Annotated in this window: 25 protein-coding genes; 18 read left to right on the forward strand and 7 right to left on the reverse strand. The window is 64.3% G+C overall.

Going from position 1 to position 21722, the window contains the following annotated elements:
- Positions 1-29: 29 nt before the first annotated feature.
- Entirely contained in the window at positions 30-1277 is a 1248-nt protein-coding gene (gene ispG / locus IEV58_RS14905) for a flavodoxin-dependent (E)-4-hydroxy-3-methylbut-2-enyl-diphosphate synthase (RefSeq protein WP_188410599.1), read from the forward strand.
- A gap of 12 nt (positions 1278-1289) precedes the next feature.
- On the opposite strand, the gene IEV58_RS14910 is transcribed toward ispG, so the two are convergent.
- Positions 1290-2216, reverse strand: a complete 927-nt coding sequence (locus IEV58_RS14910; RefSeq protein ID WP_229729497.1) for a polyprenyl synthetase family protein — start codon at positions 2214-2216, stop codon at positions 1290-1292.
- Positions 2217-2308: 92 nt separating this feature from the next.
- On the opposite strand from IEV58_RS14910, the gene mtgA reads away from it, so the two are divergent.
- Positions 2309-2971 (forward strand): monofunctional biosynthetic peptidoglycan transglycosylase, encoded by a 663-nt coding sequence (gene mtgA, locus IEV58_RS14915; protein WP_229729498.1) that lies wholly within the window; start codon positions 2309-2311, stop codon positions 2969-2971.
- A 133-nt stretch (positions 2972-3104) separates the two neighbouring features.
- A complete protein-coding gene (gene rpmF / locus IEV58_RS14920; protein ID WP_188410600.1) occupies positions 3105-3290 on the forward strand; it encodes a 50S ribosomal protein L32 in 186 nt (61 codons plus the stop codon).
- A gap of 120 nt (positions 3291-3410) precedes the next feature.
- On the opposite strand, the gene IEV58_RS14925 is transcribed toward rpmF, so the two are convergent.
- A complete protein-coding gene (locus IEV58_RS14925) occupies positions 3411-3719 on the reverse strand; it encodes a hypothetical protein (RefSeq protein ID WP_188410601.1) in 309 nt (102 codons plus the stop codon).
- A 212-nt stretch (positions 3720-3931) separates the two neighbouring features.
- Between IEV58_RS14925 and IEV58_RS14930 the strand changes: the two genes are divergently transcribed.
- A complete protein-coding gene (locus tag IEV58_RS14930; RefSeq protein ID WP_188410602.1) occupies positions 3932-5659 on the forward strand; it encodes a GGDEF and EAL domain-containing protein in 1728 nt (575 codons plus the stop codon).
- Between the two features lie 18 nt (positions 5660-5677).
- Here the strand turns inward: IEV58_RS14930 and IEV58_RS14935 are convergent, their stop codons facing one another.
- Positions 5678-6607, reverse strand: a complete 930-nt coding sequence (locus tag IEV58_RS14935; RefSeq protein ID WP_188410603.1) for an AEC family transporter — start codon at positions 6605-6607, stop codon at positions 5678-5680.
- Positions 6608-6783: 176 nt separating this feature from the next.
- Here IEV58_RS14935 and IEV58_RS14940 point away from each other — a divergent pair, with 176 nt between their 5' ends.
- Complete coding sequence (locus IEV58_RS14940; protein ID WP_188410604.1) at positions 6784-7935, forward strand: ATP-binding protein; 1152 nt, start codon at positions 6784-6786, stop codon at positions 7933-7935.
- A gap of 39 nt (positions 7936-7974) precedes the next feature.
- Here IEV58_RS14940 and IEV58_RS14945 read toward each other — a convergent pair whose 3' ends face one another.
- From IEV58_RS14945 to IEV58_RS14960, 4 genes are all read right to left on the reverse strand, one after another.
- Positions 7975-9708: a ShlB/FhaC/HecB family hemolysin secretion/activation protein gene (locus IEV58_RS14945; RefSeq protein ID WP_188410605.1), complete on the reverse strand. Its 1734-nt coding sequence runs from the start codon at positions 9706-9708 to the stop codon at positions 7975-7977.
- A gap of 409 nt (positions 9709-10117) precedes the next feature.
- The gene (locus tag IEV58_RS14950) at positions 10118-10546 is read right to left on the reverse strand and encodes an OsmC family protein (RefSeq protein ID WP_188410606.1); all 429 of its coding nucleotides are present in this window, start codon (positions 10544-10546) and stop codon (positions 10118-10120) included.
- Between the two features lie 44 nt (positions 10547-10590).
- The gene (locus IEV58_RS14955; RefSeq protein WP_188410607.1) at positions 10591-11484 is read right to left on the reverse strand and encodes a YihY/virulence factor BrkB family protein; all 894 of its coding nucleotides are present in this window, start codon (positions 11482-11484) and stop codon (positions 10591-10593) included.
- A 200-nt stretch (positions 11485-11684) separates the two neighbouring features.
- On the reverse strand, positions 11685-13715 hold the full coding sequence (locus tag IEV58_RS14960; RefSeq protein ID WP_188410608.1) for a methyl-accepting chemotaxis protein: 2031 nt from the start codon (positions 13713-13715) through the stop codon (positions 11685-11687).
- A 73-nt stretch (positions 13716-13788) separates the two neighbouring features.
- On the opposite strand from IEV58_RS14960, the gene IEV58_RS14965 reads away from it, so the two are divergent.
- The 13 genes from IEV58_RS14965 to IEV58_RS15025 all read left to right on the forward strand — a co-directional run bounded on the left by IEV58_RS14965 (position 13789) and on the right by IEV58_RS15025 (position 21711).
- Complete coding sequence (locus tag IEV58_RS14965; protein WP_188410609.1) at positions 13789-14688, forward strand: DMT family transporter; 900 nt, start codon at positions 13789-13791, stop codon at positions 14686-14688.
- A gap of 85 nt (positions 14689-14773) precedes the next feature.
- On the forward strand, positions 14774-15172 hold the full coding sequence (locus IEV58_RS14970) for a host attachment family protein (RefSeq protein WP_188410610.1): 399 nt from the start codon (positions 14774-14776) through the stop codon (positions 15170-15172).
- Between the two features lie 33 nt (positions 15173-15205).
- Entirely contained in the window at positions 15206-15697 is a 492-nt protein-coding gene (locus IEV58_RS14975; protein WP_188410692.1) for a TspO/MBR family protein, read from the forward strand.
- A 20-nt stretch (positions 15698-15717) separates the two neighbouring features.
- Complete coding sequence (locus IEV58_RS14980; protein WP_188410693.1) at positions 15718-15915, forward strand: twin transmembrane helix small protein; 198 nt, start codon at positions 15718-15720, stop codon at positions 15913-15915.
- Positions 15916-16031: 116 nt separating this feature from the next.
- A complete protein-coding gene (locus IEV58_RS14985) occupies positions 16032-16625 on the forward strand; it encodes an acyloxyacyl hydrolase (protein WP_229729499.1) in 594 nt (197 codons plus the stop codon).
- Between the two features lie 17 nt (positions 16626-16642).
- Positions 16643-17209 carry a cob(I)yrinic acid a,c-diamide adenosyltransferase gene (locus IEV58_RS14990; RefSeq protein ID WP_188410611.1) on the forward strand — a complete coding sequence of 189 codons (567 nt, stop codon included), beginning with the start codon at positions 16643-16645 and terminating at the stop codon, positions 17207-17209.
- A gap of 51 nt (positions 17210-17260) precedes the next feature.
- Positions 17261-17959: a rhomboid family intramembrane serine protease gene (locus IEV58_RS14995; RefSeq protein WP_188410612.1), complete on the forward strand. Its 699-nt coding sequence runs from the start codon at positions 17261-17263 to the stop codon at positions 17957-17959.
- A gap of 182 nt (positions 17960-18141) precedes the next feature.
- The gene (locus IEV58_RS15000) at positions 18142-18888 is read left to right on the forward strand and encodes an electron transfer flavoprotein subunit beta/FixA family protein (protein ID WP_188410613.1); all 747 of its coding nucleotides are present in this window, start codon (positions 18142-18144) and stop codon (positions 18886-18888) included.
- Complete coding sequence (locus tag IEV58_RS15005; RefSeq protein WP_188410614.1) at positions 18888-19832, forward strand: electron transfer flavoprotein subunit alpha/FixB family protein; 945 nt, start codon at positions 18888-18890, stop codon at positions 19830-19832. The genes IEV58_RS15000 and IEV58_RS15005 overlap by 1 nt, the downstream gene beginning before the upstream one ends.
- Positions 19833-19897: 65 nt before the next feature.
- The gene (locus IEV58_RS15010; RefSeq protein ID WP_188410615.1) at positions 19898-20776 is read left to right on the forward strand and encodes a 3-hydroxybutyryl-CoA dehydrogenase; all 879 of its coding nucleotides are present in this window, start codon (positions 19898-19900) and stop codon (positions 20774-20776) included.
- Between the two features lie 194 nt (positions 20777-20970).
- Positions 20971-21177 (forward strand): hypothetical protein, encoded by a 207-nt coding sequence (locus tag IEV58_RS15015; protein WP_188410616.1) that lies wholly within the window; start codon positions 20971-20973, stop codon positions 21175-21177.
- A 53-nt stretch (positions 21178-21230) separates the two neighbouring features.
- Positions 21231-21425, forward strand: coding sequence for a hypothetical protein (locus IEV58_RS15020; RefSeq protein ID WP_188410617.1), 195 nt, complete (start codon positions 21231-21233; stop codon positions 21423-21425).
- 10 nt (positions 21426-21435) lie between these two features.
- Positions 21436-21711 (forward strand): hypothetical protein, encoded by a 276-nt coding sequence (locus IEV58_RS15025; protein WP_188410618.1) that lies wholly within the window; start codon positions 21436-21438, stop codon positions 21709-21711.
- Positions 21712-21722 lie beyond the last annotated feature (11 nt).

The following is a 21722-nucleotide window of genomic DNA, read 5'->3' on the forward strand; positions in this document are numbered from 1 at the left end:
CGGTTTCAGGGAAACAAGGCTTCTTGTCCATGGACATGACATCGCATCGCTCGGACCGTCGGATCACCCACGGCGTTCGCGTCGGCCAGGTGACGGTTGGCGGCGGAGCACCCGTTGTCGTCCAGTCCATGACAAACACCGACACCGCCGACATCGAGGGCACCGTGCGGCAGACGGCGGCACTGTGGCGCGCCGGATCGGAGCTGGTGCGCATCACGGTGGACCGGGACGAGGCGGCGGCGGCGGTGCCTATCATCCGCGAGAAGCTCGAGCGCATGGGCATCAACGTGCCGCTGGTGGGCGACTTCCACTACATCGGCCACAAGCTTCTGGCAGATCATCCAGCCTGTGCCGCGGCGTTGGCGAAGTACCGGATCAATCCCGGCAACGTCGGCTTCAAGGACAAGAAAGACAAGCATTTCGCCCAGATCATCGAGATCGCCATGGCGAACGACAAGCCTGTGCGCATCGGTGGCAACTGGGGCTCGCTCGACGGCGAACTCTTGACGCGGCTGATGAATGAGAACGCCGCCAGCGCCAACCCGATGGACGCGCGCGACGTCACCCGCGAGGCGCTTGTGCAGTCGGTGCTGATCGCCGCCGAGCGTGCGGTCGAGCTGGGCATGAGCCGTGAGAAGATCATCCTCTCCGCCAAGGTGTCGGCGGTGCAGGACCTCATCGCGGTCTATCGCATGATGGCGGAACGCTCTGATTTCGCCCTGCACCTCGGCCTCACCGAGGCTGGCATGGGGTCGAAGGGCATCGTGGCTTCTTCCGCCGCCATGGGCGTGCTGCTGCAACAGGGCATCGGCGACACGATCCGTGTCTCGCTGACGCCGGAGCCGGGCGGCGATCGCACCCTGGAGGTGCAGGTGGCGCAGGAGATTCTGCAGACCATGGGCTTCCGCAGTTTCATCCCGCTGATCGCGGCCTGTCCGGGATGCGGCCGCACGACCTCCACGGTGTTCCAGGAGCTGGCGCAGGACGTACAGTCCTACGTGCGGGACCGGATGCCGGAGTGGAAGACGCTTTATCCGGGCGCCGAGGTGCTCAAGGTCGCGGTCATGGGCTGCATCGTCAACGGACCGGGCGAGTCCAAACATGCCGACATCGGCATTTCGCTGCCCGGCACCGGCGAGGAGCCGACGGCGCCTGTCTTCATCGACGGCAAGAAGGTGGCGACCCTGCGCGGGCCCACCTTGACCACCGATTTCAAGGTGATGGTGGAAGATTACGTGGCGCGCCGGTTCGGCGTCGGCCGCGACGCCGCCGAATAACCCTCGTTCTCCTCAGCTCTTGCGTTCCGCCACGAAATGCGCGGTGGCGCGGAGCACGTCGGCATTTTCCCCGAAATCGTGCAAGGCCTCTTCGGCATGGCGCACGAGTGCGCTGAGATGTTGGCGCGCGTGCTCGACGCCCCAGAGAGAGGGGAGCGTTGCCTTGCCTTGTCCTGCATCCTTCCCCGCGGCCTTGCCCAGCACCTCGGCGGTGCTCTCAAGATCCAGAAGGTCGTCGGCGATCTGAAAGGCGGCACCGAGCGTGCGGCCGAAATGGGTGAGGGCGAGACGCTGTTCAGGCTTTGCCTCACCCAGTATGGCGCCCATTTCCACCGAGGCGGCAAGAAGGGCACCGGTCTTCATGGCCTGAAGCTGGGCGATCTTATCCTCCGTCAAGGCCGCTTCCGTCGATGAGAAACGCCCCTCGGCGGCGAGATCCAGCATCTGGCCCCCCACCATGCCGCCGATGCCGACTGCCCGGGAGAGGGCGCGGACAAGGTCGATGCGCAGACGTGGATCGGGTTCCGTCGCCTCGTCCGACAGCACATCGAAGGCAAGAGTGAGCAGTGCATCGCCCGCCAGAATGGCGGTCGCCTCATCGAAGGCCTTGTGCACCGTCGGCTTCCCGCGCCTGAGATCGTCGTTGTCCATGGCCGGCAGGTCATCGTGGACGAGACTATAGCCGTGGAGGAGCTCGACGGCGGCCGCCGCCCGCAGCGCGCCCTCGTCGGCGGCGCCGAACAGGCGGGCGGTCTCCATCAGGAGGAAGGGGCGCAGGCGCTTGCCGCCCCCTAAGATCGCATGCCGCATGGCCTCCAGGAGCCGCGCCGGACGTTCTGCCTCATTCTCCCGAAGATTGCTGGAAAGGATGTCGTCGAGAACCTTTTCCAGGGAAGACGCATTTGCGTCCATCCGGGAGACAAGATCGTGTATGGACAAGGGAAGCTGACCTCGTGACGATGTATGTGGACGGCGTGCCCGACGGGAACAGGCGCGTCAAGCAGTTGGATGGGCGCTTGAGACGCAGACGCATGATACGCCGTATAGGCCTTGCCGTAATCGCGATCATGGCGGTACCCTTCATTCTCACCCTCGTCTACACCGTGATTCCGCCGGTTTCGACCCTGATGGTCGGGCGTTGGCTGACCTTCCAGCCGGTGAGCCGCGACTGGGTGCCGCTGGAGGAGATCAGCCCGCATCTGCCGCGCGCGGTGGTCACGGCCGAGGACGGCCAGTTCTGCTTCCACGGCGGGGTGGACTGGAAGGCCATCCAGGACGTCCTGGATGCCGCCGAAGACGGCGTGCCCAGCCGCGGTGCATCCACCATCGCCATGCAGACGGCCAAGAATCTTTTCCTGTGGCCGGGCGGGGCGTATATCCGCAAGCCCTTTGAGATCGTGCTCGCCACCTGGATCGACCTGGTCTGGACCAAGCGGCGCACCATCGAGGTTTATCTTAATATCGCCGAGTGGGGTCCTGATGGCATTTTCGGCGCCGAGGCCGGCGCGCAGCACGGCTTTGGCAAAGCGGCCAAGAACATCGGTCCGCGCGAGGCGGCGCTGATGGCGGCCGCGCTGCCAAATCCGATCGTGCGCGATACGGCCAAGCCCACGCGTGGACAGCGAAGCTGGGCGAACACCATTGCCGCCCGCGCGCGGCAGTCCGGCGAATATGTGGGCTGCCTCGATCTTTGATCGCAGGAATCGGCGCGTGACCTCTGGTCTTTCGCCGTGGAGGATGTTATGAGCCCCGCCAGATTTCACGTGCGATGCGTCTGTCGGCCGTTGGCCCTTGCGTTTCGCCGTGCCGCTCACGGAGAAGATTACAATGGCCGTTCCCAAGAGGAAAACCTCGCCCATGAAGCGTGGCTTTCGCCGTTCCGCCGATGCGCTGAAGGCGTCCGCTTACATCGAAGACAAGGATTCCGGCGAACTGCGCCGTCCGCATCACATTGACCTGAAGTCCGGCATGTATCGCGGCCGCCAGATCCTCGCTCCCAAGAGCGACGTCTGATCTCATCGCCTGCCTCGAATCAAAAGCGCCGCGATTTTCGCGGCGCTTTTTTATTGCGAATCCGGTGAGGCGGCCCGGCTGGGTGATGTTTTGAAAAGCTACTGCAAGTTGTGCCGGTTGTCAGACCTTCCACGACGGCATGGCCACCGCCGCCGCGCGGGCGCGAGCAATGCCATCGCGCGTCGAGCGATAGGCCGCAGCACCTTCGGCGCTCTCGATGCGCCGCAGGCGGCGTGTCTGGGGGGCGTCGAGCTGCGTCGCCATGAGCTGTGCGACCACCGCAGCGTCTGAAGGCTGACGGCTTGCCCGGACGGGCGACACCTCGATCACCTCGACGGTGTCATCGAGTCGATAGCCCTCATCGCCCAGATTCCGAGGGGTCTCGCGGTCCCGTCGCGGAACATAAAGCTGGGCCGAAATGGGGGTCACGATCATTTCCTTACGGCTCCCGTCCCAATTTGGGACACGCATTGGCTGTGTCACCCATGTGTCGCAAAGCCCGTGCCAGCGGCGGGCGACCATTGGTTAACAAAATACTAACGCGGTTGCTCGAAATGGCAAACGGGGAGCGGACCTGATGTTAAAGACTTAAGTCGATAGTCCCTCGTGTCGGTAGGTCGATGTGTCGGGGGACAGAACGTATGACCGAATTCACCGCGGCGTTGGCGTCGGCTCATGGGCTGACGCAGCGGTTGCCAGTTCTTCTGAGTGCGTTTGGCGAGGCGGTCTACGCCTGGAATATCGTGGACGACGCCATCGAATGGAGTTCGGGCGCACATGCCGTTCTCGGTGTTCAAAGTCCGGAGCTGATGGCCACGGGCGCAGCCTATGCGCAACTGGTCGATCCCGACGCCATGGTGGCGCGGCACTCCGCCATCTTCGGCGCGGCGCTTGCCGACAGCGGGGAGGGCGTGCGCTATGAAATCGTTTATCCGCTTCGCGTTTCGCAGGGCGGCATCTCACGCCGCATCTGGGTGGAAGACATCGGCCGCTGGTTCGGCGGTCCGGGGGGAAAGCCGATCCGGGCTGAAGGAATTCTGCGCCTCGTCACCGAACGGCTGGAGGCCGAACAGCGCCGGGCCGTGCTGTCACGCGCCGACCCGCTGACGGGAACGCTCGACCGCACCCGAATCCTGGAGGTGCTCGACGATATCCTGAGCGAGGCAAAGCGCATCCAGGGTTCCTGCGGTCTCGTCTTCGTCAGCATCGAGGGCCTGGGCGCCATCAATGACGCCTATGGCATCGAGGTGTCGGATCAACTGATCGAGGGCGTGGTAAAACGCGTCCGGTCGCGCATGCGCAGCGGGGATGCCATCGGCCGTTATTCCACCACGAGCTTCGTGGTGGTGCTGGCCAATTGCAAGGCGGGCGATCTCGAGGTCGCCATGCGGCGCTATCTGGATGCGGTGCGCGAAGCGCCGGTCGAAACGACGTCGGGGTCCATTTCGGCGCAGGTGGTGTTGGGAGGCGCGACCGCTCCCCGCTATGCCCGGACGGCGGGGGAGCTGATGATGCGTGCCCGCGAGGCCATGATCGAGGCGCGCGGGCGTCGCAGCGGCGGCTGCTGTGTCTATGTGCCCAATCCTGAGCGGGAGGAGCGGCGGCGGCTCGACTTCACGCTCACCCAGGACCTGATCACCGCGCTCAACGAGCGGCGGCTTTCGCTTGCTTTTCAGCCGGTGGTTCGGGCCGTTGACCAGGAAGCGGCATGGTATGAGGCGCTCGCCCGCATCGAGACACCCAACGGCGCGGAGAGCATCCAGCGGTACATCCAGCCGGCCGAGCGGCTTGGCGTGATATCCATGCTGGACCTGCGCGTGCTGGAACTGGCGTTCACGGTTCTCGACCAGCGCCATGACCTGCGGATCGCGATCAATGTTTCCGCCCAGACCATCGAAGACCCTGAATGGCGCACGTTGCTGGCGAGCCTCTCGGTGCTTATCCCGGGGGCGGCCGAGCGCTTGATGATCGAAATCACAGAAACCGCCGCCATCGACGATCTGCTGCAATCGGCAACCTTCGTGCGCGAGATGCAGCAGTCCGGCATACGGATGGCCATCGACGACTTCGGTGCAGGCCAGACATCGTTTCGGGTGATGCGCCAGCTCGGTGTTGATCTCGTCAAGATCGACGGTGGCTTTGTCCGCGACCTTTTGAGTTCCACCGATGACCGGGCCTTCATCAAGGCTATCATCGGCCTTGCCGGTGACGTCGGCTTTGAAACCGTGGCCGAGTGCGTGGATGATGCCGACATCGCCCGCGAATTGATCGCGCTCGGCATCGACTATCTCCAGGGAAATTATTTCGGCGAGGCGCTGATGGGCTTGCCGGTGAAAGAGGCGCCCCGGCTGCAGGCGCGCAGCGCCTGACGCCTCCGGCTTCCAGCGTCAGCCGACGCCGAGAACCCAGAGCCAGAACGCCACGGTGATCACGGAAAGAGCCGTGGAGATGGTGATGGCGCCCGAGGCCACCGCTTCACCGGTCTTGTAGCGTGCCGCCAGAAGATAACCGTTGATGCCGCATGGCATGGACGCGAAGAGCACCGCAACGCCCGTGAAGACCGGTTCCAATCCGAAGATGAAATGCGCCAGGATCCAGACCGCGAAAGGATGGACCATGAGCTTCAGAAAGGTGAGTGTCGTCGCTGTCGCGATTTCGCCTTTCAGGCCATAGCGCGCGAGGGTGATACCCATGGCGACCAGCGCCACGGGGGAGGCGGAGGCGCCGAGGCCGTCGATGATGGTCCGGGCCGTCTCCGGAATGGACAGGCTGAGCCAGCTTGCAATCAACCCGGCGATGAGCGCGAGCAGGATCGGGTGGGTGGCCAGAATGCGGAGCAGGCGCAGGAAGCCGGCGCGGCTGATGCCGCCGGTCGCTTCCATGTTGAGGGTTCCCAGCGTCATCATCACCGGGAGGTGGATGGCGATGAGCAGGAACAGCGGCACGGCTCCGGCCTCGCCATAGGCGGCCAGGATCAGCGGGATGCCGACCAGAACGGTGTTCGATTGTCCAGCGGCGAAGCCGTGCACCACGGCTTCCTGACTGGATCGGCCGAACACGCGGCGCGCCAGGAGCATGGCCAGAGGCCAGACCACGGCCACCCCCGCAAAATAGGCGATCCAGTAGCCCCAGGGGCTGGTGTTGGGCAGGGAATTTGTGGACAGGGTGCGAAAAATAAGCGCCGGAACAGCCAGGGCAAAAACGTAATCGGACAGGCCCTCACCGGTGCTGGGCGACAAGATGCCTGTCTTCACGGCGAAAAAGCCGAGGAAGATCAAGCCGAAGACGGGCAGGATGATGGCGAGGATGTCGGTCATGGGGGAGGGAAAAGAAAAAAGACGGGGCGCAGGGAAACTGATCGCTAACCACGACAGACCCTCGCGTCAATGATCGGCTTAACCGCACTGCAAGACTCGGTATGTCATAGATATGACGGGGCAGCGAACTTAAGTCGAAACGGAAGCATCTAATGCGCGGTAAAGGCGCCCTGATCATGCCTGTACCGGATGACGAGCCGGTTGCTCCCCTGGAACGCCGTATCGCGGGTGTCGCGCATGAATTGCGCACGCCCCTCAACGGCATGCTGGCCTTGGCCGACCGGCTGTTGGACACGCCGCTCTCCGATGAGCAGCGGCAATATATACACTCCATGCGCGCCGCCGCCCGCCACCTTCATGCAGTGGCCACCGATGTGCTCGACGTGGCGCGCCTTCAGGAACGCAGCCCCCGGCTCGAGATGGGGCCGGTCGACCTCGGTGAAATTCTCTCCGATCTCGGCGCTCCCTTCTCGGCGCGTGCGGCCGCGCAAGGCATTGCCTTTCGCATCGAGATGGCTCCGGGTGTGCCCAACCATCTCCTCGGTGATCCGGTTCGATTGCGGCAGATGATCGAGAACATCACCGACAATGCGTTGAAGGTCACGCATGAAGGTGAGGTCGTCCTTCAGGTCACCTCGGCGCCCGACAGCGAAAATCGGGTCTGTGTCACCTTTGTCGTCAATGACACCGGTCCGGGCTTTGCGGGCGATGATCCGGAAGACCTGTTCGCGCTTTTCACGCAGGGAGTGTACGCGCAGGGCGGTGCCGGTCTCGGGCTTGCGCTGGTGCGCGGCTTTGCCGAAGCCATGGGCGGCGGTGCCTTTGCCGGAAATCTGCCGCAGGGCGGCGCCAGCGTCGGCTTCTCCGTCGCGCTGGAACGTGACCCTGCCTATCAACCGGCCTTTCCCGCCGCCAATGACGCCGCGCCGCTGCGCAACGACGGGCAGCTGCGCATCCTCGTGGCCGAGGACAATCCCATCAATCGAGTGGTGATCGGCACCATTCTCGATCAGTTCGGCCATGCCCATGACATGGTGGGCGACGGCGCCTCGGCGTTGAAGGCCATCGCGCAGGTCGACTACGACCTGATCCTGATGGACAAGAAGATGCCCATCCTCGATGGACTTTCCACCGCACGGGCTCTGTGTTCGCTGCCGGACGAGCGGGCGCGGGTGCCGATCATCGGTCTGACCGCCGGCGCCTTCGCCCATGAGATCGATGATTTCCTCGCCGCCGGCGCGCGTGCGGTGGTGACCAAGCCGATCTCCGTCCGCGCCTTGTGGAGCGCGATCGACGACGTGCTGGGTGAACGGCGTCTCGCCGTCTGATCCATCTTAGCTGGCTGGAGGCCGCGGCTGTTGGCGGCGCTAGAAATTGACGGCGACGCGGGCCTGGACGTTCCAGTCGCCCGCTTCGGTCTCGCCCGCGTCCCTCAGCGCATAGCCAAGTACGAAATTGGCATTGAGATTGCCATTGAGCGCGTAGTCGAAACCGGCGCCAATACTGGCGAGGGTGAAATTCTCCGAAAGGAAGAAATCGCGGCCGTGGCCGAGGTCGAAGAAGGCGAAGGGCGAGAAGCCGTCACGTATACCGAGGTTGAGATGCGTCAGCGCGGCAAAGGTCGGCAGGCGCAGTTCGTTGCGCCAGACGAAGCCGGTGTCGATGGTCGTATCGTCGATGCCGTAGCCGCGCGTCATGTAGAAGCCCGATATGGCCATGCGCTCTGTGTCGGGTAGTGCCTCGAAAGCGCCGACGGCCGAGAGCTGGCTGACCCAGCCGAAACCTTTGGGCAGCGGCGTCACGCGGGTGATATCGGCTGCGGCATAGAAATAGTTGATGTCCGTGATGCGTCCGCCGCTGAACATCCGCCAGGTCTCGTCGGTGTTCTCGCTGAGGATGCCGCCGGGATTGCCCTTGACCCTGATGTCGAAGGACGTACGCCCGCGGCGATCGGTGAGCGCATGGGACCAGCCGACGATGAAGTTGACGATCTCGGCCTTGCCCTGTGCGACCTCGACATCGGCGAAATAGGTCTTGCGGGTCAGGAACTTGAACTCGGCACCGGCATAGATGTCGCCGAAGTAGATGCCCGGCATGAGGTTCGACAGCGCCGAGCGGTAGATCACCGGCAGTTCGAAGACCTCGTTGTCGAAGGAAATGAACTGATCGGCATCCTGCCACATGGAGACATAGCTGGGCGCCAGCTCGAGCGCCTGGCGCGGAAGCGTCGGAATGGTGATGCGGCCGGCGTGGCTGAGGTAGCGTGGCATGTCGCCTTCCTCCAGCCGCACGCGGGAGGGCTTGCGCAGCACATCCTCGTTGGTCGTCAGCTGATAGGAGAGTGTGGTGTCGTTGAGCCAGGGTAGCCAGAGACCACCGCCGATAAAGGCGCGGTCGCGGCCTGAGATCCGCGTGCCGCTGTTGGACCAGCCACCGGTGATCTGCCAAGGTTTCGCCTCCGTGACCCGGAGGCTCAGCCGACTGGTGGCCGGATCCTCGCCGGGCGAGAACTCACCCTGCACCCGGCGGTACTGGGTCCGGTTCAGCCATTCCAGATCCTCCGCGATCTGGCGGCCTTCGATGCGCTCCTCGCCGGCGGCGCGAATGTTCTTCTCCAGCGGCGGCTGCCGGTCACCCTTGGCGCCTGAGACCGTGACTTCGCCGACGCGAAATTCCACCACGCGCAGCTGAACGATGCCGGCGGTGATCTCCTGCGGGGGTACGGTGACGGAGACGAAGAAATAGTCCGCGCTGCGATAAACCTGCGTGACCGCCGCCTGCATCTGCCCAAGGAGCCCGCGCGACAGCGGTTTTCCTATGAAGGGGGTCAGGGCCTCTCGAATGGCGGCTGGATCAATGCCCTTGACGTTCCCTACCGAAATTCCCCCGGGCACCTTGGCTGAAACATCCTCGGCAGGACCGATCAGCCGCACGCCCTTGAGGTCGACGCCGAAGGGTTCCGTGTCTGCGGTGTCATAGGCGGGGGGCGGCACCGACAGGTTCTGCTGTGGCACAACGGGGGCTTCCGGCACATTGCGCTCGATGGCCTGCTGCGCGAGAGCGGGCAGAACGGCGGCGCTGCAGGTGGCGAAAACCGCCAACGCGGCACCTGTCCGTCTCGCCCAAAAGCTCCGCCTCATCGACGTCACGTCCCGATGCCCTCGCAGTCCATTTTCGCAGCCTGCTGCGGGTACTGGAGCTGTCCCGTCAGCCTGTCTTTCGATCAAGACAGGCTGCATTGATAAACAAAGATGGTGAACAGCGTCTTAAGGGAGGAGTACTAGGTTAACGATGGGTAAGTTGACGCTAGACCAGTAAATTCTCGTGGCCGAAAGGGGTATGACCCGTGCAAATATGCTTTATGAAGTATTGATCGGCCTGAAATGGCTGTTGCGGTTTGGCTGGAACGGCGACAAAGGCCTGCGCTGTATCGCGAGCGCGATGATCCAGCTGTCAGGCCGGTTCGATGTGGCGCTTGCCGCGCCACATCGAAAAAGCGTACCGCCGTGGTCAGGCGTTCAGCCTGGCGTCCAGGGTTATCTCTGCGTTCAGTACCTTGGAAACCGGGCAGTTCTTCTTGGCACCTTCGGCGATCTTCAGGAACTCATCCTCAGATATGCCGGGCACTTTGGCGTTCAATGTGAGCTGGCTCTTGGTGATGGTGAAGCCCGAATCCTGCTTGACCACAGTGACGGCGCCTTCCGCGCGCAGCTCGTCGGGGGTGTAGCCTGCTTCCCCCAGCGCGAACGCGAGGGCCATGGAAAAGCAGCCGGCATGAGCGGCGGCGATCAGCTCTTCCGGGTTGGTGCCGGTCACGCCTTCGCCGAAGCGGGTGGTGGCGGAGTAATTGAGGTCGGTGAAGGCCTTGCTTTCACCGGAGAGCTTGCCGGAGCCCTCCTTGCCCGAGCCGGTCCAGACGGCGGTTGCCTTGCGAGCCATTGATAGTCCTCCTTGGGTGATGATCGAGAACCTTACCTAGTGCGTCAGGGCCCGCCGACAACGGCGGCCGTTCCGCGCTCCTCGCCGCGCAACTCACTGCGCGCGGCGCGGCGGTCGGCGAGCACGGCGTTGAGTTCGCAGCCCAGCACGAAGACCGTGGCGTTGACGTTGAGAAAGACGATGGCCGCCATGATGCTACCAAGGCCGGCATAGGTGGAGGCGTAATCCGCAAAATTGGCGATCCAGATGCCGAAGATGGCCGCTGCTGTCAGCCACAGCAGTATGGTGAAGATGACGCCCGGCAGAACGCGTTTCGCCGACCGGCGGCCGTAGGGCAGCCACAGATGGGCGAGCGTCAGCGTGACGATCAGGAAAAGACCGGTTGCGCCATAACGCAGGCCGGTGAAGACACCCTGCATCTGGGTCAGCCAGGGGAGGGCGGCTGTCAGGATGTTCCAGACCGTGGGCCAGAGCACGATGGCGATGGCCACCAGCATGAGGCCGATGGCACCGATCAGGACGAAGATGATGCTTTGCACCCGCGTCAGCCAGAACGGGCGCGGATCGGTCACGCCATAAGCCCGCACCAGGGCAGCGCGCATGGCCTCCACCGCCGAGGAGGCGACCCAGAGCGTGAGCACAAGACCGATGGTGACGAGATCGCCGCGCCGGCCCGTCAGCACCCGGGCGATCTCGTTGGCAAGAGGCTCGGCGACAGCCGCGGGCCAGCCTTCAAAAACAAGGGCTACGGTTTCCTGCGCCACGTCGACGGTGCCGAGGAAGCTGGCGAAGGCCGTAACGACGATCAGGAAAGGGAAGATGGCCAGAAGGATCGCCAGGGTGACATGGCTGGCGATGGCCCAGCCGTCATGGGTGATAAAACGAAGCACCACGTCGCGGGCCAGACGCCAGGCCCGTCCCATCAGCGATAATGTCACCCGCGCCTCATGGGTCTGAAGAAAGCCTGCGCGGACGTCTGCCGGGCAGAATTCGGCGATGGGCTGATCCCCACCGAATCTCCACGATGTTTTATGGCGCCAGGGCCTTACGTCAAGCGAACCTCCGGCGGAGCGGGGTCCGCCGGAGCGAGGTTTACCTCGCCTCGCCACCGGCACTCGATGCGGGGCAACGGAGGAGTTTACGCCGCCCGAACACCCTCAAGGAAGGTGTGCACCGCATTGTCCATGCTTTCAGCCTCGCGCTGCAAGGCACCGGCCAGCTCCGCCACTCCCTCGGCCGTCGTGCGCGCGCTGTCGGCCGCGCTGCCGACGCCGTCCATGGCGCTGGCGCCGGACTGGGCATCGGCGGAGGCCTGGGCGACGTTGGCGGCAATCGCGCGCACGGCGCTCGACTGTTCCTCCACCGCGGCGGCCACGGCGCCGGTGATCGAGGACATCTCGCCGATGATGGCGTTGACGCGCTCGATGGCCATGGTCGCCTCGCCGGAGCTGTCCTGGATCGCGCTGATCTGGCGCGCGATTTCCTCGGTGGCATTGGCGGTCTGGCTTGCCAGCGACTTCACCTCCTGCGCCACGACGGCAAAGCCCTTGCCGGCTTCCCCGGCTCGCGCGGCTTCGATGGTGGCGTTGAGCGCCAGGAGGTTGGTCTGGGCGGCGATGGCCTGGATCAGCGTGATGACCTCGCCGATCCGGTTCGCAGCCTGGGCCAGTTCCTCCATGGTGGTCACCGTCTTCTGTGCCTCGGTGACCGCCTGATGGGCAACGGTGCTCGAATTCTCGGCGCGGCTGGCAACCTCCTGGATCGACATGGCCAGCTGCTCGGCGGCACCAGCCACGGCGGTGACGTTGTGCGAGGCGCCATTGGCGGCGGAGGAGGCGGACCGCGCTTCTCCGGAAACCTGAGCGGCGCTGTCCACGAGGCCGGAGGAGGCAAGATGCAGCTGGTCCACCGCGGAGCGCACCTCTCCCACGGTCGCCGCCGCGCGTGTCTCGAAGACCTGGATGAGTTCCTTGAGCTGTGCCGCGCGCTTCTGCTCGCTGGCGGTCAGCTCCTTCTGCTGGGCATTGAAGCGCTCACGCTCGATCACGCTGTCGCGGAAGGCCGTGACGGCGTGGGCCATCCGGCCGATCTCGCCGCCCGATCCGATGCCGCTCATATCGATGTCGGTCTCGCCCCGATCAATCTTGCCGAGCGCCTCGGCGATGCGGCCAAGCGGCTTTGATATGGAGCCGCCGATCAGGATGCTGAGGAGCGCGGACAGGACGATGGCCACGCCGATCACTCCAAGCGCGACCAGAAGCGTCAGACGGCGCGCCTGGGCGCTCGCTTCCGCAGCCTGAGTCTGGCCATCCAGCGCCTGCGCGACAATGCCGTCAGCGGTGGGGGGAAGAACGGACATCTGCGCCAGCAGCGCTGTGGCGGCCGCCTCCAGATCGGCATGGGCGGCACTGGCTTCATTGAAGGCCTTCTCATAAGCCTCGCCGGCCTTTGCCAGTTCGTTCCGGCGGCTGGGCGGGACCGATGCAGCCTCGGTTTCCGCCCGGAAGCGCTTCATGTTGGCGGCGAAGAGCTCGGCCCGCTTGCGGCTGCGCGACAGGAGATAATCCTTTTCGCTGAGCCGCAGGGCATCCTTGGCGGCCGGCAGTTCGGAGAAGGTGAGATCGCTGTTTTCCCGAAGGTCGTTGAAGCTCTTGTCCAGAGCCAGACCGGCCTTGACCAACTGAGCGCGCAGCCCCTGGTCCTCGGTCATGCCCAGCCGTTCCCGGGCGGCGTAGAGGCGGTCGAAGGTGGCGGTGATCGGCGCGGCGTGGCTGTCGAACTGGGCCAGTGCGGCCCCCATCTCGTCGCCGAAGTCGCGGCGCATCTGAGCCACCAGCTCCGCGTTACGAGCCAGGAGGTGAGAAAAGGCCTCGCGCGCTTCGGTGTTGGGCTCGGCCCTGAAACCATCCACTACGGCGCTCATGCCCACGGCATTGCGGCTGAGGTCGGAGGCGTGCTGGACCAGTCTTCCGTAGCCGATGGAACGTTCGGCCGCCGATTGCACGGCCTGCTGGCCAAACCAGAAAGTCCCGCCGGCAGCAAGCAGCGCCAGTACGGGAATAGCGGCAAGGATTGCAATCCGGCCGCGAATGGATGACACCTTCACGGCGCGCGACAGCCATGTCGTGTTCTGCCCCGCCGCCGGACGGCCCTCGTCCTGCTCAACCATAAGTCTTACCCCCGCTAGACACTGCTTGTTGCGGGGCATCCTGCATCGTTCCCTTTAATTTTAGGTATCGCGTATGACGCGGAATTCCGGGACGGCCTTAAGGCCTTGGCCATCAGCAGCCTTCGCCGGCGCCGCGGCCTTCGTCGTGCTCTGGTCGTCCGGCTTCATCACGGCCCGGCTGATCGCCCCCCATGCCGACCCGCTGACCTTTCTCGCGGTGCGCTATGTGGGGGCCTTGACGGTTCTGACCGTCATGGCCCTGGCGGCCGGCGCACCCTGGCCGCGCGGCAGGGCCCTCTTCGATGCGGCGGTGGCCGGCATCCTTCTGCACGGGGTTTATCTGGGGCTGGTGTTCTGGGCCGTTGCCCATGGTCTTCCCGCCGGTGTCATGGGCCTCCTGGCGGGGCTGCAGCCTCTTCTCACAGCAACGGCGGCCGCGCCGCTTCTGGGGGAACATGTGACCAGGCGTCAGTGGTGGGGGATCGCGGCCGGCTTCATTGGCGCCGCCCTCGTGCTGGCGCCGCGCCTTGCGGTCTCCACGGGCGGCATACCTTCGGTGGCCTTGTTCGCCGGCATCGCCGCAGTGCTCGCCATCACTGCCGGCACCATCTGGCAGAAGCGGACAGGCGCAACCGGCGATCTGAGGGCCATGGCCGCCGTCCAATATGCCGCCGCGCTCGTGCCGACGGTGGCCGTGGCCGCCCTGACAGAACCCATGCGCTTCGATATCACGGTGGAATCGATGGTGGGGCTGCTGTGGTCGGTGGTCGGCATCTCGGTGGGAGCCATCTTTCTGCTGCTCGGCCTCATCAGGCGAGGGGCGCTGGCGCAGGTCTCGGCTCTTCTCTACCTGGTGCCGGGTGTGACGGCGCTGATGGCCTGGGCGCTGTTCGGCGAGGTGCTGAGCCCCGTTCAACTCGGCGGCATGGTCGTGGCGAGCTTTGGCGTCGCCCTAGTGTCGATCAAGCGTTGACCCGCTGGGCTGGAAACAAAGGAACGGCATTGGCGAAGAGGCGTTTTCCCGGTGCGGGGGAAACACATGCCCCAGGAGGTTCGCGATGTCCGATGTCCGTATTCCCTATAATGCTCTGGTTCTCGTGGCCGACGGCGAAAAGGCGCTGTTCCTGCGCAACAAGGGAGATGCGATCAATCTGAACCTGACAATCGATCCGGCGCTGGAAGAGGACAACTCCGGTTCGGAGCGGCGAGCGGTGACGCAGAGCGATCTGCAGTCCTCCGGAGAGGACGGCTTTGCCGCCGATGTGGCGGAACGGCTGTTCAAGGCGGCCAACGACAATGTCTTCGATCAGCTTGTCGTGGTTGCGGGGCCGAACCTTCTGGGCGTGCTGCGCAAGGAAATGCATCAGGAAGTGACGCGGCGGATCGTCGGAGAGGTTCCGAAGACATTGACGACACGCGATCTTGGCGACATCGAAAAGGTTCTATCGGTCCGATGAGCGCCGCCGGCAAAGGAGACCGCCTTGGCTGATATGTCCGCACCCGCAGGGCCGGTTCGATCCATAGGGTCCCTGGTCCTCGCCTTCGCCCTATGTTTTTCCGCGGCGCGGCTGGGGTCCATCGCGACGACGCCCAACCTCGGCTGGTACGCGACATTGGCCAAGCCGTTCTTCACGCCCCCGAACTGGGCGTTCCCCGTCGCCTGGACCACACTCTTCATCCTGATGGCTATCGCCCTGTGGCGGGTGGCGACGCGCGCCGCCGAGCCTCGCCAGCGGCAATTGGCGCTTGGCGCTTTCATGGTCCAGCTTCTGCTGAACATCGGCTGGTCGTTCGCCTTCTTCGGTCAGCAGAATCCCGCGCTGGGGCTGGCGGTCATCGCGGCGCTGATTATCGCGATCGCGGCGACGATGGCGCTGTTCCGCCCCATCGACCGCATCGCTTCGCTGTTGCTCCTGCCCTATATCCTCTGGGTGTGCTACGCGGGTTTGCTCAACGCAACGATCTGGTGGATGAACGCCTGATCCCCTATAGGAAGGCCATCATGAGCTTTGCCTTCTACTTTCTCATTCCCGCGGCGGTGCTGGCGGTTGCCGGCGTGCTGCTGCTTGGCCTTCTCAACATGGCCAAGGGCGGGTCACCCGAGCGGTCGCAGGATCTGATGCGCTGGCGCGTGATCCTGCAGGCGCTCGCGCTCTTCATCATGCTCGGCGCCCTCTATTTCGCATCCTCAGGGCCCTGAACGTTGCCGTGAGGCAACGCTGCCGCGCATGACGAATCGAGCCTTCAATTGGCTCTCGCGATCGCGTCAAAAGCATGTTACCCGGCAGGTGCATCTTTTCTTGCGAGTCGCCACACATGCGCCACAGTCTTTGCCTCGCCACCATTAGCTTCCTTGCATCTTTCAGCATAGCCCAGGCGGCGGACGTTCCGGCACCTGAGGTGCCGATGTACGGCGAGGCGCCGGCGGCAACATGGCGCCTGTTCGAGGAAGCGCGGCTTGGCGTGTTCGCCCATGACCCCGACAGCCCGGAGGAGGGTTCGGTCGACATCAACGGCGAGATCCTGTCCTCCCGCCTGCCGCTGATCAATCCGCTATCGCGCTGGGCCTGGCTCAGCCCGCGCCTCCACCTTGGCGGCACGGTCAATACAGCCGGCGACACCAGCCATGCCTATGCAGGCCTCACCTGGACGGCCGACATCACCCAGCGCATCTTCATCGAGGGCAGCTTCGGCGGCGCCATCCATGACGGCGAGACCGGTGACATCGTGCCGAACGATCGCAGCGACCTCGGTTGCTCCCCCCTGTTCCGGGAAGCGGGCTCAATCGGCTATCGCGTCACCACCAACTGGAGCGTGATGGCCAGCATCGAGCATCTATCCAACGCCGGCATCTGCGACAGCAACCGCGGCCTGACCAATTACGGCGTGCGGGTCGGCTATCGCTTCTGATCCGATCGCGGCGCGGCGTGGTCAAGCTCAACAAGATCTACACCCGCACCGGTGACGACGGCACCACGGGGCTCGGCACAGGCGAACGCCGGCCCAAGCATGACCTGAGGGTTGCCGCCTATGGCACGGTGGATGAGGCCAATGCCACTATCGGCCTTGCGCGTCTTCACACGACCGGCCTGCTCGACGGCATGCTCGTACGCATCCAGAACGATCTTTTCGATCTCGGTGCGGATCTCTGCACGCCGGACGATGGAGTGAACCGCGGATTTGAGCCGCTCCGCATCATCGCAAGCCAGACGGCGCGGCTGGAGGCGGACATCGACGTCATCAACGCCGAACTGCAGCCGCTCAAATCCTTCGTGCTGCCGGCGGGGAGCGCGGCGGCGGCGCATCTGCACCTGGCGCGCACGGTGACGCGGCGGGCCGAGCGCCTGATGACGGAACTCGCCATGGCGGAGGCTGTGGGCGCCGACGCGCTTCGCTACATCAATCGTCTGTCGGACTTTCTCTTCGTGGCCGCGCGTCATGCAAATCTTGGCGCCGGCGGCGATGTGCTCTGGGTGCCGGGCGGAGAGCGGTGACGCCCTCGCTTGCCGGGAAGTCGCTGAACCCTAACCGCAGGAACCGGGAAGATGTTCATTCCGCTCTACGATGGCCACCCGCTGCGGTACATCCGCTTTCCCGTGATGAACTGGAGCATCATCGGTGTCACGGTCCTGTTCTGGCTGGTTTTTCAGTCGGGATTCGTCATCGACGGCTATTTGTCATCCGTCGTCTCCTTCGGGCTGATCCCGGCCGTGCTGTTCGAAACGGCGGTGCTGCCGGAAGGCTATGCCCAGGTGCCGACGGCGGTGACGCTGATCTCGTCGGTCTTCCTTCACGGCGATTTCCTGCATCTCGCCACCAACATGCTGTTTCTCTGGGTATTCGGCGACAATGTTGAGGATGCCGTGGGGCACCTCGCCTATGCTGTTTTCTATCTGGTCTGCGGTGCGGGAGCGAGCCTCGCCTTCGCGCTGATGGCGCCTTCGACGCAGGTGCCGCTGGTCGGCGCCTCCGGCGCCGTGGCGGGCGTGGTGGCGGCCTATCTGATGCTGCATCCGCGCGTGCGTGTCTGGGTGCTGGTCCTCGCGCGTATCCCGGCGCGGCTCGGGGCGCTGTGGGTCATCGGCGCCTGGCTTGCCTTCCAGGTTGCCAATGCGTTCTTTGACCCGACAGGGCAGGTTGCCTGGTGGGCGCATCTGGGCGGATTTGCGGTCGGGGCGTTGCTGATCCCCGTTTTCAAGCGCCGTGATGTCCCCCTGTTTGAATGGAACGCCGCGACTTCTTGAAAACAGTTGCCAAAGCATCGGGCGCGCGTTGACACCCTAAAGTCGTATGAGTACCGTCCGGCCCGTTCTCACGCACCGCACGGCCCGTGCGGTCGCGGGCGCCTGCTTGCGACGACCTCCTGATACAGGTTCCGTAACCCTGTGTCCCGCGAGCGGAGCCTGCCATCTGAAGGAAGGCGTAAATGAAAATCCTCGTGCCGGTGAAGCGTGTCATCGACTTCAACGTGAAGGTTCGCGTGAAAGCCGATGGCTCTGGCGTTGAACTCGCCAATGTCAAAATGTCCATGAACCCCTTCGATGAAATCGCCGTTGAAGAGGCCATCCGCCTCAAAGAGGCGGGCCAGGCGGAAGAGGTCGTGGTCGTCTCCATAGGACCGGCGCAGGCCTCCGAAACCATCCGCACGGCGCTTGCCATGGGTGCCGACCGCGGCATCCTGGTCAAGACCGATCAGACGGTGGAGCCGCTCTCGGTGGCGAAGCTCCTCAAGAAGGTGGTGGAGCAGGAGAGCCCCGGCCTCGTCATCATGGGCAAGCAGGCTATCGATGACGATTCAAACCAGACCGGCCAGATGCTTGCGGCGCTGCTCGGCTGGGCGCAGGGCACCTTCGCCTCCAAGGTGACGCTTTCCGAGGGCTCGGTCGATGTGACCCGCGAGGTCGACGGCGGCTTGCAGACCGTGACGCTGAAGGCCCCGGCCATCATCACCACGGACCTGCGCCTCAACGAGCCGCGCTATGCGTCGCTGCCCAACATCATGAAGGCCAAGAAAAAGCCCATCGACGAGACCTCGCCCGAGACCCTCGGTGTTGAGATCGCACCGCGCCTTAAGGTCGTGAAGACCGAGGAGCCGCCGCAGCGCCAGTCGGGCGTGAAGGTCGGTTCCGTCGCGGAACTCGTCGGCAAACTCAAGGAACAGGGCGTTATCTGATGACCACGCTTCTTCTCGCAGATCACGACAACAAGGCGCTGACCGATGCCTCGCGCAAGGCGCTGACGGCGGCAAAGGAGCTTGGCGCTCCGGTGCATGTGCTGGTTGCCGGCTCGGGCGCCCGCGCGGTGGCCGACGAAGCGGCCAAGCTGGAGGGCGTCGAAAAGGTGCTCCTGGCCGATGCGTCCGCCTATGAGCATGGCCTTGCCGAACCGCTGGCGGCGCTGATCGTCTCGCTGGCTGGCAGCTATGACGCCATCGTCGCGGCCTCGACCTCGACGGGCAAGAACGTGCTGCCACGCGTGGCCGCGCTGCTCGACGTGATGCAGATCTCCGACATCATCAAGGTGGTCTCGGCAGACACCTTCGAACGCCCGATCTATGCCGGCAACGCCATCCAGACGGTGCAGTCGACCGACTCGAAGAAGGTCATCACCGTCCGCACGGCCGCCTTCTCGGCCGCCAAGGAGGGTGGTTCCGCCTCCGTGGAGGAAGCCGGCGCCGCAGAGGATCCCGCTCTCTCCTCCTTCAAGTCCGACGAGCTTTCCGCTTCCGAAAGGCCTGAACTTGGCGCTGCCAAGATCATCGTCTCCGGCGGACGCGCGCTCGGCTCGGCCGAGAAATTCAAGGAAGTGGTGGAGCCCCTTGCCGACAAGCTGGGCGCGGCCGTCGGTGCCAGCCGCGCGGCGGTGGATGCCGGCTATGCCCCCAACGACTATCAGGTGGGCCAGACCGGCAAGATCGTGGCGCCCGAGCTCTACATCGCGCTCGGCATTTCCGGCGCCATCCAGCACCTTGCCGGCATGAAGGACTCCAAGGTCATCGTCGCCATCAACAAGGATGAGGATGCGCCTATCTTTCAGGTTGCCGACTACGGTCTGGTGGCCGATATCTTCCAGGCAGTGCCTGAGCTCGCGAGCGAACTCGAGAAGGCAGGCAAGTAGGATCGGCTAGCAACGCGGGCGGAGCGTCCCAAAGCGCTCCGTTCGCTGTCAGAAAAAGGGGCGTCATGGCGGATATCCGCAAGATCGGCATCATCGGTGCCGGACAGATGGGCAACGGTATCGCGCATGTCTGCGCCGCGGCCGGTTTTGACGTGCGCCTCAATGACCTGACCATGGACAAGGTCCGTTCGGGCCTTGCCACCATCAACGGAAACATGGCCCGGCAGGTCGCCAAGGACATCATGACCGAGGAGGAGCGCAAGGCCGCCCTCGACCGAATTCACCCATCCGACAGCTACGACACCTTGGCCGATTGCGACCTCGTCATCGAGGCGGCCAGCGAGAGCGAGGATCTGAAGCGCAAGATCTTCCAGGAGGCTTGCCCGGTTCTGAAACCGGATGCGATCGTTGCGTCCAACACCTCATCGATCTCGATCACGCGGCTCGCCGCGGCGACCGACCGGCCGGAACGCTTCATCGGCATCCATTTCATGAATCCTGTGCCGCTGATGCAGCTCGTGGAGCTGATCCGAGGCATCGCCACGGCCGATGAGACCTATGAGGCCGCCAAGACCTTCGTCTCTGCGCTGAACAAGACGCCGACCGTGTCGGAAGATTTCCCCGCCTTCATCGTCAACCGCATCCTGCTGCCGATGATCAATGAGGCGATCTACACGCTCTATGAAGGCGTGGGGTCGGTCGAGGCCATCGACACGGCCATGAGGCTCGGCGCCAACCACCCCATGGGCCCGTTGCAGCTGGCCGACTTCATCGGACTGGACACCTGTCTCTCCATCATGCAGGTGCTGCACGAGGGGCTGGCGGACACCAAATATCGCCCGTGCCCACTGCTGGTGAAATATGTCGAAGCGGGCTGGCTGGGCCGCAAGACGCAGCGCGGCTTCTACGACTATCGGGGCGAGACGCCGGTTCCCACCCGCTGAAGCTAGCATGCGGGAAACAGCGTGGATGCTCGCCGCAGGGCGAGCATGGCGGGCTCTAGGCCCATCCGCCGACCGTTAAGGCTTTTCCAGACATGGTAACGCCTTGCTAAGCCTGACGGGACCTTTCCGGGAACGAGGGCAGCGTTCCGGGCGTCCTTGCCGTATCATTCACCTGATAACGGAAGGAGCGAGCCATGGCCGACATATCCTCCGTGGGCTTCACCGCGGATCTTCTGCAGGCCCGATACCAGATCGCCATGAACCGCAGCGATCAGCCGGAACCCATCAATTCCGAGCCGTCGCGGGTTCAGCAGCTGCGCGAGATGCTGGAACGTGCCGGGGCCGAGCCTCAGCCGCAGCTTGAGCAGGGTGTGGGCGAACGCCTCGATATTCTGGTCTAGTCCTTACCCCTCGTTAGGGTTTGAACCATATCCTCGGACCCTAGGAGGCCGTTATGGACAGTGTAGCCATCGCCACGCAGGCCGTTACCATGCAGGCAGCTCAACGCGGGCAGATGCTGGAAGTCGCCGCCCTGAAGCAGCAGGCAACGCAGGACACCGCCATCGCCAATATGGTGGCCGAGGCAGCGGACAGCGCCAAGGCATCTCTGCCGGCGGGCGTGGGCCGGCTCGTCGACACCTCGGCCTGAGGGCGAACTTATGGCGGTCGGGAAAATCTGGGGCAGCAACTACACTCAGAAGAAAATCTGGAATCGGCCTGGCGCCTACGCCAAGCAGATGAACCGGGCCGCGTCCGAGCAGTTCTTCAACACGCAGAAGGCGGCCATCGCCAACCTCTTCAGCGTGAGCGCCAGCCACAGCTACAGCAGCCTTGAGCTCACCATCCGGGCGGTCGGCCAGAACGCCGCCAACGAACTTTCCCAAAAGCTGACCTCGGCCTCCGGTCTCGCATCATCGGTCGACATTTCCGTCTGACGCTCAGACCG

Origin of the sequence: Agaricicola taiwanensis (assembly GCF_014635245.1) — a bacterium.
Lineage (GTDB): Bacteria > Pseudomonadota > Alphaproteobacteria > Rhizobiales > Methylopilaceae > Agaricicola > Agaricicola taiwanensis.